The sequence below is a fragment of the Serratia marcescens genome, assembly GCF_006715005.1.
In the GTDB taxonomy this organism is placed as follows: Bacteria; Pseudomonadota; Gammaproteobacteria; order Enterobacterales; family Enterobacteriaceae; genus Serratia; species Serratia montpellierensis.
Genome location: NZ_VFMJ01000001.1, coordinates 1,239,764 through 1,251,765 on the forward strand (window position 1 = coordinate 1,239,764; position 12,002 = coordinate 1,251,765).

Below are 12,002 nucleotides of genomic sequence, written 5' to 3' on the forward strand. Positions count from 1 at the left end.
GGTAACGCCGGCGGCGGCAAACTCTTTAGATCAGTGGCTGGCCACGCAACTGCTCCAGCACTTTCAGCGGTGAACGCTGCGGATCTTGCATCTTGTCCACCGGCAGCAGGAAGGTCTGTTCCAGCATAAACTGGCCGCCCATCGCGGCGTGCGGCGTTTGGTCCGAGAAGCAAATCCAGCTGCTGCCCGGCGGGAACGCCAGCGCCAGCTGTGGCCCCTGTTGCTGATAATCGCCGTCGGCTTTCATGGCGTCATGCAACTGCAGCATCAGGTGGTCATAATGGCTGCGGCGGGTTTTGGTGATTCGCACCTGGTGCTGCAGCCAACTGCTGAAGGCGGAGTAGCGAGCGAGGCGCGGCATAAAGCGTTCCGCCAGCTCAGGGAACGGTTCGCCGACGCGCCATTGGCGGTGCTCACCGTGCGGATTGATGTTGGTGAAAATGCGCAGAATGCGCTCGCCGTAGTTCGGGCGCGACGGGAAGGCGTCGACGTGCAGCCGGCTATCGTCTTTGCGCCAGGAGCTGTTTGCACGCCAGGCTGAAACCGGATGCAAACGCAGGCTGCCGGTTGGGTGGTGCAGCGCTTCCTGATACTCGGGCAACAGCCCGGCGATCAGCTGGCGGCACGACTGGTAATAGCGCTCCAGCAGTTGCTGAACCTGCTGCCGGCGTTCCGCGACGGCGACGCCGGTCAGCTTGCCGGACAGCGGCTGATAGCTGATGTTTTTGCGCTTCGGATCGACCAACGCCGGATCCAGCAGCGGCATTTCCTGCTCAGACAGGGTGAACGCCAGCTCGGGCAGAAACAGCACCTTGCCCTGTTCTAATTCGCTGACCGCGCTGGATGCTTCTTGCGCCGCCCATTGTCGCAACGGCAGCGTCAGGACGGCCTGTTCACGCATAATATCGCCAGTAGGCATGAGATCTCCTCGCAAATCTATATCGCTTTATTCCCGTCTTTCAGGTTGCCGCGTGGTTGGCTGCACTGGCTTGCGCAGTGGCTGGCTGGAGCGGCGCCAGAAATTTTTGCGCCGGTCGCCCAATTGCAACGTGAAATTTGCGGGTTCTATTATGGATGTATCAGCAGGGCGCAGTGCGCCGAAGCGTGCGATGGCTTCCTGATATATAGAATAGTCCTGATAAGGTTATCACCGGCAACGCCAATGAAAAGTAAACGGGGGCTAAACGAAGCGGGGTGTGGGCACGAATAATCAAAAATGGCACGAATTGTTTGCTGAATGACGTATTTTTTATCTTATTGAATTGTAATGGAAATAAATATGCTGCTTATTTATTGGCGTTATTTCATTCAAAGAGCAGGGCAAACCGGGGAAATAATGTTTCGGAGGGGAATTATTTCATTTTGTCGGGAATAAATCGGGCCGCCAAATTTTGGTGACCCGATTATTGATTAAGCGCCGTAAATGCAGTTTTTGCCTTTTTTCTTGGCTTGATACAGCGCGCTGTCTGCCTCATTGATAAAGCTGATCGGCGTATCGTTATACATATGCGGCACTTTGGCGCAGATGCCGATGCTGATGGTGACGATGCCGTGCGGGTTGCCCTGATGCGGGATCTTCAGATCGCGTACCGCCTGGATGACGCGCTCGGCGAAAATCAGCGCGCCCTGCACGTCGGTATCCGGCAGGATAATCCCCATCTCTTCGCCGCCGTAGCGCGCCAGGATATCGTTGCTGCGGCACGCCAGCCCTTTCAGCGTCTGGCCGATCTGCTGCAGGCACTGGTCGCCGGCAACGTGGCCATAACTGTCGTTGTACTGCTTGAAGTAGTCGATATCGAGCATCAGCAGCGCCACGCTGCGGTAGTTGCGAGAGGCACGCGCCAGCTCGTTCTTCAGCGCGATATCAAACTGGCGGCGGTTGGCCAGCCCGGTCAGGCCGTCCAGCAGCGCCAGCTCTTCAAGCATCTGGTTGATGCTGGTCAGCTGATCGCGGGTGCGCATCAGCTCGGCTTCGGTTTGCATGCTGTGCTTGATTTGCCGCAGCAGCACCATGCCCATCGCCAGCAGGATCATCAGCAGAGAGAGGCCGCCGGCGGCGAACAGGCCTGCGTCGGTGCGCCAGTCTGCCAGCGCGTCGCGCTTCGACAGCCCGGCGGCGATCACCAATGGAAAGCGGTTGACCCGCGAATAGCCGTAGATACGCTCCACTTTGTCGTACAGCGAGGTGATGGTGGCGTTGCCGAATTCCGAATGCGGCAATATTTCGCTGAACAGCACGCCCTTGGCGATGTTTTTCCCGATCGAGGCCGCTGAGTAAGGGCGCCGGTAGAGGATGGTGCCGTCTGCCAGCAGCAGGTTCAACGAGGCGTCGGTATTGAGGGCGAAGCTGTCGTAAAACTGGCGGAAATAATCGACGTACAGCGTCGCCAGCACCACGCCGCCAAAGCTGCCGTCCGGGTTGTTGAAGCGCCGCGACACGGGGATGATCAGATCGCCGGTCGTGCGGCTGCGGATCACCTTGCCGATGTACAGGCCGCCGCCATCGCGGTTTTGATGGTATTTGAAGTAATCGCGATCGGCGTTGTTGGCGTTCTTGATGAACTTGCCCGAGGAGGTCGCCAGCCAGCGGCCGCGCGCATCGTAGATGAACAGCCCATGCAGCTGCGGCAGATAGCCGACCTGCGTTTGCATTACCCGCTGCAGCCGCGTCAGCTGCGATGGACCCAGCCCGTCGGTCTGGAGACGTTCGGTCAGATCGAGCAGATTGCCGTCCACCTGCATGAAGGTATCGTCGGCGTGCTGCGCCAGCGAGCGGGCGAGGTTGGCGGATTCATGCTCGGCGCTGCGCAGATCGCGCTGGTGCGCGCTCCAGATTTGCCAGCTGTTAAAGAGGATCAGCGTGGCGGCAACGATGATGACAAACACGCCGGCCTGAAATAATAATGGGGAGCTTTTAACGCTGCGCGGCGGCACGGCATCCTGTATGGGTTGCTGCTGAGTCATGTCACCCTTGTTGTTTGATTACTATTCAATTTGAGTTAAGAGCAATCCTATATTTTATGCATAAATGCGCCAGACCTCTAGCCCTTAACGAGGCGATACGAAGAAAGGCGGGCGCAATCTGCCTCTGCGGCGGTGCGGACAAGACGGAGTGGGAGAGTCAATGTCGGATTACATCATTATCGCTTTACTGACGCTGGCGGTGTATTACCCCCTTACGCTGGGGGCGCTGGCGGTGATGATGTTCTTTGCCTGGCGTCGGCGCCGGTCGCCCTATTGGCGGTTGGGGTTGGTGCTGCTGACGCTGCTGTTCGTGTTGTTCGCCAAGGCGGCGTATGACTGGCACCGCTATAGCTAGCGGTGCCATGGCGAGTTATTCGACGTTGATCATCCAGTTGACGCCGAATTTGTCGGTCAGCATGCCGAAACCTTTGGCCCAAAAGGTGGCTTGGTAAGGCATCGTCACCAGACCGCCCTGCGCCAGATTATCGAACAGCTTGCGCCCCTGTTCCGCATCGCTGGGGTTAAGCGACAGTGAAAAACCTTTGTGAGAAGCGCCGCCGCTTTCATCCTGCGGACAGCCGTCGGAGGCCATCAGCACGCCGTCGCCAATCAGCAGACGTGCATGCATGATCGCCTCCGGGTTAACGTCCTGCGGGCCGCCTTGGCGGGCTTCTTCGGGCATATCTTTGAAGCGCATAACCATTTCAATTTTGGCATTCAACTGCTGCACGTAGAAGTTAATCGCTTGCTCACAGTTACCGCTGAAAAACAGATAGGGTTGTACCAGCATGACATTGACCTCGGTTGTGGCCCGACAGGCAACGACCGGCCCTCGGGCAGGAAGAAATGGTTGCTGGCGGCAATGATTGCCGTCGGTGACTTATTAGTGTAGTTCCCTTGGCGCGGAATGCTTGTGCGAGGCGAGCGTGCCTTCGCCACCGGAATGACGGGCGAAGGCGTGAGGGTGTTAATACAGCGAAGGTTCGCCGGGGGGACGGGTTTTAAACCGGCGGTGCAGCCACATGTACTGATCGGGCGCCAGCAGCACCTGTTCTTCCACCACGCGATTCATCATGGCCGCCGCGCGCGTTTCATCATCCAACGGGAAGTCCGTCAACGGCGGCTGTACGATCAGCTCATAACCCTGCGCATGCGGCAAGCGGCGCGGCACGAAGGGCACGATCGACGGCCGCCCCATGCGCGCCAGGATAAAGGTACCGGTGGTCGTGGCGGCGTTTTCGACGGCGAAGAACGGCGCGAACACGCTGCTTTGCGGGCCGTAATCGTGATCCGGCGCGTACCACAGGATTTCGCCCTGTTTCAGGTTGCGGACCATGCCCTTGATATCTTTACGATCGATCATGAATTTATTCGAGCGCAGCCGACCGCGGGTCTGTACCCATTCCATCAGCTTGTTGTTGTGCGGGCGGTGCACGCCGATGCCGGGGTTTTGCATGCCGAAAATGCGTGCGCCCAGTTCCAGCGTCAGGAAATGCAGACCGATCAGCAGAACGCCTTTGCCGTCCTGGCGTGCCAGCCGCATGTTTTCCATGCCGCTCACCTTGAACCAGCGGGCGATGCGCCAGTCGGGCCAGAACCAGGCCATGCCAACTTCGAACAGGCCCATGCCGACGGACTCAAAATTTTTGATGATCAGCGCCTCGCGCTCGGCGGCGGGCATGGTGGGGAAGCAGAGTTCTATATTGCGGCGCGCTATTTTTACCCGGCGTTTCATCAGGCGCATGGCTATTCTGCCGAGGCCGTGTCCAAGCCGATATATGAGCGGGTAGGGCAGTAACACCAAGAGATAGAGTATTCCCAACCCTATCCACAGCAACCAATAACGAGGGCGCAAGAATTCACGCTCAAAGCGTTGGTTTGAAAGCATTTTCCTGTTATTCCTTTTCTTTCCCGATGGGACCTTAACCCAAATTTTTATACGACGAATGATAGAACATTTTGTGCTAAATAGGGTTTTCCATTAATGCTTTTTTTACGCTTTATTTAATAACGGGCGGAATACGGGGCGAGTTAGGATTTTTACCGAGGAAAATGAGGATATTTACCGCTATTTCAACCGGCTGGCGAAATTGAAAAATAAAGACACAATTAAGCGCATCGCAAAAGTGACAACTGCTATGTAACCTTAGAGAAACAGTAACGCGGCGGAACCATCCCAAACGGCGGCCAGCGCGTACAGCAGTGCGAGAATCATGACGAACGGTGCATTGAACATGGGCGTTTTCTCCCGGAGGTTTGTTTAAAGTTTAGTCTGCCGAGATGACGATAGGATGAAATCAGATCGTTTTTTGTACGGTAAAATTCAGACGGACGGAAATGGGTAAACCGCTGATTTTTTACTATAGTCATAGTGTGAAGTTGTGCGTTTGTCGCCGTACGCCCTGCATTGAGCGGCCGCGGGCAGATTGCCCGGAGCAAGATCGCGGGGCGGGCGGTGCCGGGCGTGAAACATGTGACGAGATTCTCAGAGGGTTGGTCTGTAAGGATTTGACATGTCATATGAAAATGACGATCTAAACGGTGTTGAGCAACCGAGCGACTACGTGAAAACCCCCGCCTGCGAAGTGCGCAGCGGTGTAAAAGCGGCGCTCGAGCAATCATGTGCCTGCATCAAGGATAATCCTTGGGCGGGGATAGGCGCCGGCGCCGTCGTGGGCCTGGTAATAGGATTTCTGTTAGGCAAAAGGTAATAGGGAGAGTAAAGATGGGCATCATTTCCTGGATCATTTTTGGTTTAATCGCCGGTATCCTGGCCAAGTGGATTATGCCGGGCAAAGACGGCGGCGGCTTTATTGTGACCGTTATATTGGGGATCGTGGGCGCCGTGGTCGGCGGCTATATCAGCACCTTCTTCGGTATGGGCCGCGTTGACGGTTTTAACCTGGGCAGCTTTGTGGTGGCGGTAATCGGTGCCCTGGTGGTGCTTTTTGTCTACAGGAAGATCAAAGGCTAAGCAGCCGTTGCTCAACAGGGTCGCCGCGGCGGCCCTTTTTCGTGAAATCAATCCGGCTGTGCGGCGCGGGCCGTACCGGCTGAAAGGGGAATATCATGGGTCTGTTTGATAGCGTACTGGGTAACATTCTGGGCGGCGGCGCCAACGGTAAAGGCATCGATTACATCGCCATTATGCAGTGGGTTGAGCAACAAGGTGGCCTGCAGGCCATTTTGGACAAGTTCCGTCAGGGGCAGTTCGGCGACATCGTCGGCTCCTGGCTCGGCAATGGTGAAAACCAACCGATTACCGGCGATCACGTACAGCAGGCTCTGGGTAGCGATGCGATCAATCAACTGGCTGAAAAGCTGGGTGTCGATCCGGCTCAGGCCTCCAGCACCATTGCACAGTTCTTGCCAACGGTCGCGGATGCCGCTTCGCCAAATGGCGAAGTGCAGCAAGACAGCAACGAACTGGGCGACATGGTCGGCAAACTGTTCAAATAAGGCTTATGCCTCCGGCGCCTGGCCGGGGGCATTCACTCCGCTAATACCCTCGATCGCCGTCAACGCCTGTTGCAGATGCGCCACCCAGGCGCGCACTTTCTCCGGAATAAATCGTAATGCAGGATAGACCGCGTGCAGCGCCATGGGCGGGTAGCGGTATTCCGGCAACACGTGAACCAATGCCCCCGTTGCCAACTGTTCACCGATCAACGGCCGCTGAGCACCGCCGATACCGAGCCCTGCCTCGATGGCCATCAGCAGCGATAGCGTATTGTTGGCGCGGAACGTGGGCCGCAGCGCCACTACCTCGGGGCCGTGCGGACCGATCAGGGTGAGCGTATCGCCGTCGTTCAAGCCGCTGTAGCGAATGTGCGCATGTTTTGCCAGCTCCGCCGGCGAGCGTGGAACGCCATGCCTGGTCAGATACGCCGGTGACGCTACCAGCAGGCGTTGCAGCTCACCCAGCCGTTTCGCCACCATGCCGGGCGCGTGCAGTTCGCCGAAGCGCAGCGCCACGTCGATGCCTTCGCCGATCACGTCGGCGCGGCGATCGTCCAGCAGCAGCTCGAGGGTGAGATCCGGATGGCGCTGCTGGAACGCGATGGCCAGCGGCGTGACGTGCCGTTGGCCGAATCCGGTCGGTGCATGAAGGCGCAGGTTGCCCTGCAGCCGGTGGCGCTGGCCGTGCAGCGCCTCTTCCGCTTCGTCGACCGCCGCCAGAATCGGTTTGAGGCGCTGATAATAACCGCTGCCGGCCTCGGTCAGGGTGACCGCCCGGGTGCTGCGAAACAGCAGCTGCGCCCCCAGTTCCTGCTCCAGCCCGGCGATTTGCTGACTGACCGCCGGCTGCGTCAAGCGCAGGTCGCGAGCGGCGGCCGACAGGTTGCCCAGCTCCGCCACCCGCAGAAAGGTTTTCATTGCGTTCAGCTTATCCATGTCGATCTTGCCTATAGGTTTTTCTTATTAGTGTTAGTGGAAAACCTCATCTACCGCAAGCAATGCTAATCAATAACACTCAGGGCATCGACAACCCGAGGAGTGACAAGATGAACGCAAAGCGACAGGCATTAGTGATCGGCGCCAATGGCGTAATAGGGCGCCGATTAATTGAGGAACTGACCGGCCAGGGCTGGCCCGTGGTGGGCGTCTCGCGCCGGGGTGGGGAACCGGCACTTGGTGTGCGCCACCTGCAGGTGGATCTGCTGGATGCGGCGGCAACGCGCGACGCGCTGCGGCCGCTGAGCGCGATTAGCCACGTTTTCTATGCCGCCTATCAGGATGCGCCGGATTGGGCGGGCCTGGTGGCGCCCAATCTGCAGATGTTGCAACACGTCGTCGAGGGACTGGAGCCGATCGCGCCGGCGCTGGAACATATCAGCCTGATGCAGGGTTACAAGGTGTACGGCGCCCATTTGGGGCCGTTTAAAACACCGGCGCGCGAAAGCGACGCCGGGCATATGCCGCCGGAGTTTAACGTGGCGCAACAGCAGTATCTGGTGCAGCGTCAGGCCGGCAAACGTTGGCTCTGGAGCGCCATTCGCCCGAGCGTGGTGGGGGGCTTCTCCCTCGGCAATCCGATGAACCTGGCGTTAAGCATCGCGGTTTACGCGTCGATCAGTAAAGCGCTTGGGCTGCCGTTACGTTTCCCCGGTAAACCGGGCGCTTACCACCGCCTGCTGGAAATGACCGATGCCGGGCTGTTGGCGCGTGCCACGCTCTGGGCGGCGACCGAACCGGCGGCGGCCAATCAGGCGTTTAATATCAACAATGGCGATCTGTTTCGCTGGAGCGAGATGTGGCCGAAAATCGCCGCTTACTTCGGGTTGGAATGCGCGCCGCCGCTGCCGATGCCGTTGGAGAGCATGATGGCGGATAAAGCGCCGCTGTGGCGGGAGCTGGCGCAGCGGCACTCATTGGCCGAATCGGACTATCGTGCGGTGGCGGGCTGGCGTTTCGCCGACTTCGTCTTTTCCTGGGACTACGACATGTTCGCGGACGGCAGCAAGGCGCGGCGTTTCGGTTTCCATCAGTTTGTCGAAACCGAAGCCATGTTTTTCTCGCTGTTCGATGAGTTTCGCCGCTGCGGCATCATTCCCTGAGCGCGGCATCGGTTTCCCCGCAGCAGAGGCCGCGGGGAATGGCTTCAGAACGTCAGCATGATCTTGCCGATGTGCTCGCTGGACTCCATCAGCGCATGCGCGGCGGCGGCCTGCTCGAGCGGGAAAGTTTTAAAAATTTGCGGCTTCAGCACGCCGCGCTCCAGCAGCGGCCAAACCTTCTCGTGCAGCTCGGCGGCAATCTGCGCTTTGTCCGCCACGCTGCGCGAGCGCAGCGTTGAACCGGTATGGGTCAGGCGCTTTAACAGCAGCGGCATCAGATTGAGCTCTTTTACCACGCCGTTTTGCGTGCCGATTTGTACGATACGGCCTTCCATCGCTGCGGCCTGATAGTTCTTGGCCACATAGTCGCCGGCGATCAGATCGACGATCACGTCGGCACCTTTGCCGTCGGTGACGTCTTTGGTGCGTGCGACGAAATCTTCGCTGCGGTAGTTAATCGCCACGTCGGCGCCCAGCGCCAGGCTGGCCTGGCGCTTCTCTTCGGAGCCAACGGTGGTGATCACCTGCGCGCAGAAGGCTTTTGCCAACATGGTAGCGACCGTGCCGATGCCGGAGGTGCCACCGTGGATCAACACGGTTTCGCCGGCTTTGAGGTGGCCACGCTGGAACACGTTGACCCAGACGGTAAAGAAGGTTTCCGGTAGTGCGGCGGCCTCGGTCAGGCTCAGGCCCGCCGGCACCGGCAGCGCATTGCTTTCATGCACGCTGCAGTATTCGGCATAGCCGCCGCCGGCGATGAGGGCACAAACCCGGTCGCCGAGCGCGAAGTGGGTCACGCCTTCACCGATGGCCACCACTTCGCCGGCGATTTCCAGGCCGGGGATATCCGAAGCGCCGGGCGGTGGCGCATAGTTCCCCTGGCGCTGCAGCACGTCGGGGCGGTTAACGCCGGCGGCGGCGATTTTCACCAGGAGTTCGCCCGCTTGCGGAACGGGCACCGGGCGTTCGGTGACGACCAGAACCTCGGGGGCGCCCGGTTGGCTGATCTCAATCGCTTTCATCGTGCCGGGCTGCGCTGCATTTGTTGACATGGTCACTCTCCTCATCGTGGCGGACGTGGTTATCAGGCGGAACGCCCGCAATAAAGTCTGCTGTTAGCTTAGCGAAATCGAAGGAGGTGCGCGTGGTCGAATAGAGCGGTTTTACGAGGAGGGGAGGACGCCGCCGCGATGGGCGGCTGGATATCAATCGTTAGGGGGGATGCGGAACCCTTTCAACGAGACGATAAAGTGTTCTTTCCCTTTGGAGATCTTGGCGCCTTTATCGCACCACAGGCTGGCAAGCTGGAAGAAGTCATCGCTGCCGATATCGTAGGCCAGTTCGATTTTCTTGGCTGTGCCGGCGCGGATGAGTTTTTCTGCTTCCTGATGGTTTGCAGCTTTAATTATGGTCATGGGCGAAATCCTTGGTGTTAAGCCAGAGCGGATAATCGCGAATCATCATATGGCCATATTGTGACAATTTTGTGATGAAAACATGACGGTCCACGAAGGCGCGGCGTGCGGCGTGCCGCGCCTTCGCGGTGAAAATACGTTATCGACTACCGATCGTGCGGGCGAACGAATGTACTTTTCTTCTGAGATTTGAAATGCTTATAGAGCGAATAGCCCGCAATGCCGGCCAAGACAGCCAAGAGGGCAAGGGATCCTGTGGCCATGAACATCACCTCCGAATAAGAATGGCAAGGAGGCGTATTTGTGACATTCATCACTTTACGGGGCAATGGGAGCAATCTGTAATCGGGAAACGGGCATGAGGGAGGAGCAAAAAAAAAGCGCCTATAGGGAGGCGCATAAAGATTTGCAACACAGCTTGTTGTGTTCAACACCAGGAGGAGTGGTGAACTGGCGCTATTCTATGCAGCGGCGAGGGCGGCTGATATAGGTATTACTCCGAAAGCGCCGCTACCACTCATAGCCCAACTGGATGTTGTAATCGGGATCCTGGTTGGTGGAGTAAGGATCGGATTGGCGGCGGCGATCGGTTTTCTTCACCGGGCCTTCATACGCGGGATAAGGTTTGGCGCGCGGTTTGCTGCAGCCCGGATGATCGCATTCGATATCGACGCGAAAGCCGTTCTTGTCGCGTGCTTCTGCCCAGGTAATCGGTGGTTTCGCCGCCTTAGGGGCTGGCCCTGACGGTGCTGTCGGCTTGGGGGCGGGAGCCACGCTGGGTTCGGGAGCTTGATAATTCAGCTCCAGTGCACTCTGCGGAGCGCTGTAAGCGGCAAAGGCCAGCAGGGCGGCGGCACTGGCAGTTGGTAAGGTAAGCCATCTCGGCATGGTGAATCTCCCTGAATGATTTCTGTAGGCAACTATAAAACAGCAGAACGAGAATTACTATCATTTACCTTGGCTGTTACGGGGGCGCCAGGCGGTGATTCCATCGACAGACAGGGTCAAATCCTGTGCGTTTAGCCGAGATTCACGTCCCATCACGGCGAAAAAGGTTGCTATTGCCGCTCGCTCATGAGTTAATGATGTCGGCCTGTGGTACAGACCTATTTATGCACGACATTTTGAGTAAAGTAGTTCAAATTTAAAGCGTTATCCCGGATAGCCCTTCTCTGACGAATTTCCTTTCCAGTGCCTCCATAAGTAACTGATGACCGGCTATCTCGCCCATGGCGGCTAATATTATTATTGAAGGAAATTAGACATGTCCAACATGATCAAAGGTCAAGTGAAGTGGTTCAACGAAGCTAAAGGTTTTGGTTTCATCACCCCAGCAGACGGCAGCAAAGACGTATTCGTACACTTCTCTGCTATCCAGGATCAAGGCTTCAAGACCCTGGCTGAAGGCCAGAACGTACAGTTCTCTATCGAGAACGGTGCGAAAGGTCCATCTGCGGCTAACGTTACCGCTATCTAATTGGCGTCTACCGCCGATTGAAAAAAACCCGCCGCGGCGGGTTTTTTTATGCCTGAAATTCGGTGGTGCGCAAAAAAAAGCCCGCAAGTCAGCGGGCAAAAGTTCCTTGTTACTTCTTCATTTGCGAGCGCTTCTCTGGGGGGGAAACGCCTGAAGACAGGCTACGCGAGGCCGGCTTAAGATTCTGCGGCCAAACCGTTAAGAAAGTGAAAATTTGGGCGGCTGTTACGCTGAGAGCGAGGCCGGATTGGCGCGGGGCGGTGTCCTTCCCCCTGGGTTTTGTCATACACTGATGCCAATCGCAAATGATGGGGAACGGTATGCAGGTTAACGATCGAGTGACGGTAAAAACAGACGGCGGCCCGCGGCGCGAGGGCGTCATTCTGGCCGTAGAGGTGTTCAACGAAGGGACTATGTATCTGGTTTCTCTTGAAGACTATCCGGCGGGCGTATGGTTTTTTAATGAAATCGACAGCCGTGACGGGACGTTTGTGGAGCCATGTCGCGAGCATGGGCAGTAACGTCGGTTAATCTCATTAATTTGCTAATGAAATTGTCCATTTTGAGATTATTTCATTACGGTAAGAT

At 57.4% G+C, this 12,002-nt stretch carries 15 protein-coding genes; 7 read left to right on the top strand and 8 right to left on the bottom strand.

Going from position 1 to position 12,002, the window contains the following annotated elements; translation table 11 throughout:
* Positions 1-25: 25 nt before the first annotated feature.
* Both kdoO and FHU12_RS05855 read right to left on the bottom strand, forming a co-directional pair.
* Positions 26-919 (bottom strand): Kdo hydroxylase KdoO, encoded by an 894-nt coding sequence (kdoO, locus tag FHU12_RS05850; RefSeq protein WP_141968036.1) that lies wholly within the window; start codon positions 917-919, stop codon positions 26-28.
* A 491-nt stretch (positions 920-1,410) separates the two neighbouring features.
* Complete coding sequence (locus tag FHU12_RS05855; protein WP_141968039.1) at positions 1,411-2,964, bottom strand: sensor domain-containing diguanylate cyclase; 1,554 nt, start codon at positions 2,962-2,964, stop codon at positions 1,411-1,413.
* Between the two features lie 160 nt (positions 2,965-3,124).
* Between FHU12_RS05855 and FHU12_RS05860 the strand changes: the two genes are divergently transcribed.
* The gene (locus FHU12_RS05860; RefSeq protein WP_060420604.1) at positions 3,125-3,319 is read left to right on the top strand and encodes a hypothetical protein; all 195 of its coding nucleotides are present in this window, start codon (positions 3,125-3,127) and stop codon (positions 3,317-3,319) included.
* Positions 3,320-3,334: 15 nt separating this feature from the next.
* On the opposite strand, the gene FHU12_RS05865 is transcribed toward FHU12_RS05860, so the two are convergent.
* Entirely contained in the window at positions 3,335-3,754 is a 420-nt protein-coding gene (locus FHU12_RS05865; protein WP_141968041.1) for a VOC family protein, read from the bottom strand.
* 177 nt (positions 3,755-3,931) lie between these two features.
* Positions 3,932-4,852 (bottom strand): Kdo(2)-lipid IV(A) acyltransferase, encoded by a 921-nt coding sequence (locus tag FHU12_RS05870; protein WP_141968043.1) that lies wholly within the window; start codon positions 4,850-4,852, stop codon positions 3,932-3,934.
* Between the two features lie 625 nt (positions 4,853-5,477).
* On the opposite strand from FHU12_RS05870, the gene FHU12_RS05875 reads away from it, so the two are divergent.
* The 3 genes from FHU12_RS05875 to FHU12_RS05885 all read left to right on the top strand — a co-directional run bounded on the left by FHU12_RS05875 (position 5,478) and on the right by FHU12_RS05885 (position 6,423).
* Positions 5,478-5,675: an ElaB/YgaM/YqjD family protein gene (locus tag FHU12_RS05875; RefSeq protein ID WP_141959604.1), complete on the top strand. Its 198-nt coding sequence runs from the start codon at positions 5,478-5,480 to the stop codon at positions 5,673-5,675.
* A gap of 14 nt (positions 5,676-5,689) precedes the next feature.
* Complete coding sequence (locus FHU12_RS05880) at positions 5,690-5,938, top strand: GlsB/YeaQ/YmgE family stress response membrane protein (protein ID WP_004935146.1); 249 nt, start codon at positions 5,690-5,692, stop codon at positions 5,936-5,938.
* 95 nt (positions 5,939-6,033) lie between these two features.
* Positions 6,034-6,423 (top strand): YidB family protein, encoded by a 390-nt coding sequence (locus tag FHU12_RS05885; RefSeq protein ID WP_019453502.1) that lies wholly within the window; start codon positions 6,034-6,036, stop codon positions 6,421-6,423.
* 3 nt (positions 6,424-6,426) lie between these two features.
* On the opposite strand, the gene FHU12_RS05890 is transcribed toward FHU12_RS05885, so the two are convergent.
* On the bottom strand, positions 6,427-7,359 hold the full coding sequence (locus tag FHU12_RS05890; protein WP_141968045.1) for a LysR family transcriptional regulator: 933 nt from the start codon (positions 7,357-7,359) through the stop codon (positions 6,427-6,429).
* Positions 7,360-7,469: 110 nt separating this feature from the next.
* Between FHU12_RS05890 and FHU12_RS05895 the strand changes: the two genes are divergently transcribed.
* Complete coding sequence (locus tag FHU12_RS05895; protein WP_141968047.1) at positions 7,470-8,522, top strand: SDR family oxidoreductase; 1,053 nt, start codon at positions 7,470-7,472, stop codon at positions 8,520-8,522.
* A 44-nt stretch (positions 8,523-8,566) separates the two neighbouring features.
* On the opposite strand, the gene FHU12_RS05900 is transcribed toward FHU12_RS05895, so the two are convergent.
* The 3 genes from FHU12_RS05900 to FHU12_RS05910 form a co-directional block, all read right to left on the bottom strand.
* Positions 8,567-9,574: an NAD(P)H-quinone oxidoreductase gene (locus FHU12_RS05900; RefSeq protein ID WP_141968049.1), complete on the bottom strand. Its 1,008-nt coding sequence runs from the start codon at positions 9,572-9,574 to the stop codon at positions 8,567-8,569.
* A gap of 153 nt (positions 9,575-9,727) precedes the next feature.
* Entirely contained in the window at positions 9,728-9,937 is a 210-nt protein-coding gene (locus FHU12_RS05905; RefSeq protein WP_004935132.1) for a hypothetical protein, read from the bottom strand.
* A gap of 510 nt (positions 9,938-10,447) precedes the next feature.
* Positions 10,448-10,825, bottom strand: a complete 378-nt coding sequence (locus tag FHU12_RS05910; RefSeq protein WP_141968051.1) for a hypothetical protein — start codon at positions 10,823-10,825, stop codon at positions 10,448-10,450.
* A 376-nt stretch (positions 10,826-11,201) separates the two neighbouring features.
* On the opposite strand from FHU12_RS05910, the gene cspE reads away from it, so the two are divergent.
* Together cspE and dsrB are read left to right on the top strand one after the other, a co-directional pair.
* On the top strand, positions 11,202-11,414 hold the full coding sequence (gene cspE, locus FHU12_RS05915) for a transcription antiterminator/RNA stability regulator CspE (RefSeq protein WP_004935122.1): 213 nt from the start codon (positions 11,202-11,204) through the stop codon (positions 11,412-11,414).
* 320 nt (positions 11,415-11,734) lie between these two features.
* On the top strand, positions 11,735-11,935 hold the full coding sequence (dsrB, locus tag FHU12_RS05920; RefSeq protein ID WP_038877309.1) for a protein DsrB: 201 nt from the start codon (positions 11,735-11,737) through the stop codon (positions 11,933-11,935).
* Positions 11,936-12,002: the final 67 nt, after the last annotated feature.

What these genes read in the sequence shown, in the direction of transcription:
- FHU12_RS05865 (WP_141968041.1), bottom strand. Translation starts at nt 3,754, where the DNA reads ATGCTGGTACAACCCTATCTGTTTTTCAGCGGTAACTGTGAGCAAGCG.
- FHU12_RS05905 (WP_004935132.1), bottom strand. Translation starts at nt 9,937, where the DNA reads ATGACCATAATTAAAGCTGCAAACCATCAGGAAGCAGAAAAACTCATC.
- FHU12_RS05860 (WP_060420604.1), top strand. Translation starts at nt 3,125, where the DNA reads ATGTCGGATTACATCATTATCGCTTTACTGACGCTGGCGGTGTATTAC.
- FHU12_RS05890 (WP_141968045.1), bottom strand. Translation starts at nt 7,359, where the DNA reads ATGGATAAGCTGAACGCAATGAAAACCTTTCTGCGGGTGGCGGAGCTG.
- FHU12_RS05875 (WP_141959604.1), top strand. Translation starts at nt 5,478, where the DNA reads ATGTCATATGAAAATGACGATCTAAACGGTGTTGAGCAACCGAGCGAC.
- FHU12_RS05855 (WP_141968039.1), bottom strand. Translation starts at nt 2,964, where the DNA reads ATGACTCAGCAGCAACCCATACAGGATGCCGTGCCGCCGCGCAGCGTT.
- dsrB (WP_038877309.1), top strand. Translation starts at nt 11,735, where the DNA reads ATGCAGGTTAACGATCGAGTGACGGTAAAAACAGACGGCGGCCCGCGG.
- FHU12_RS05910 (WP_141968051.1), bottom strand. Translation starts at nt 10,825, where the DNA reads ATGCCGAGATGGCTTACCTTACCAACTGCCAGTGCCGCCGCCCTGCTG.
- kdoO (WP_141968036.1), bottom strand. Translation starts at nt 919, where the DNA reads ATGCCTACTGGCGATATTATGCGTGAACAGGCCGTCCTGACGCTGCCG.
- FHU12_RS05885 (WP_019453502.1), top strand. Translation starts at nt 6,034, where the DNA reads ATGGGTCTGTTTGATAGCGTACTGGGTAACATTCTGGGCGGCGGCGCC.
- FHU12_RS05895 (WP_141968047.1), top strand. Translation starts at nt 7,470, where the DNA reads ATGAACGCAAAGCGACAGGCATTAGTGATCGGCGCCAATGGCGTAATA.
- FHU12_RS05900 (WP_141968049.1), bottom strand. Translation starts at nt 9,574, where the DNA reads ATGTCAACAAATGCAGCGCAGCCCGGCACGATGAAAGCGATTGAGATC.
- FHU12_RS05870 (WP_141968043.1), bottom strand. Translation starts at nt 4,852, where the DNA reads ATGCTTTCAAACCAACGCTTTGAGCGTGAATTCTTGCGCCCTCGTTAT.
- FHU12_RS05880 (WP_004935146.1), top strand. Translation starts at nt 5,690, where the DNA reads ATGGGCATCATTTCCTGGATCATTTTTGGTTTAATCGCCGGTATCCTG.
- cspE (WP_004935122.1), top strand. Translation starts at nt 11,202, where the DNA reads ATGTCCAACATGATCAAAGGTCAAGTGAAGTGGTTCAACGAAGCTAAA.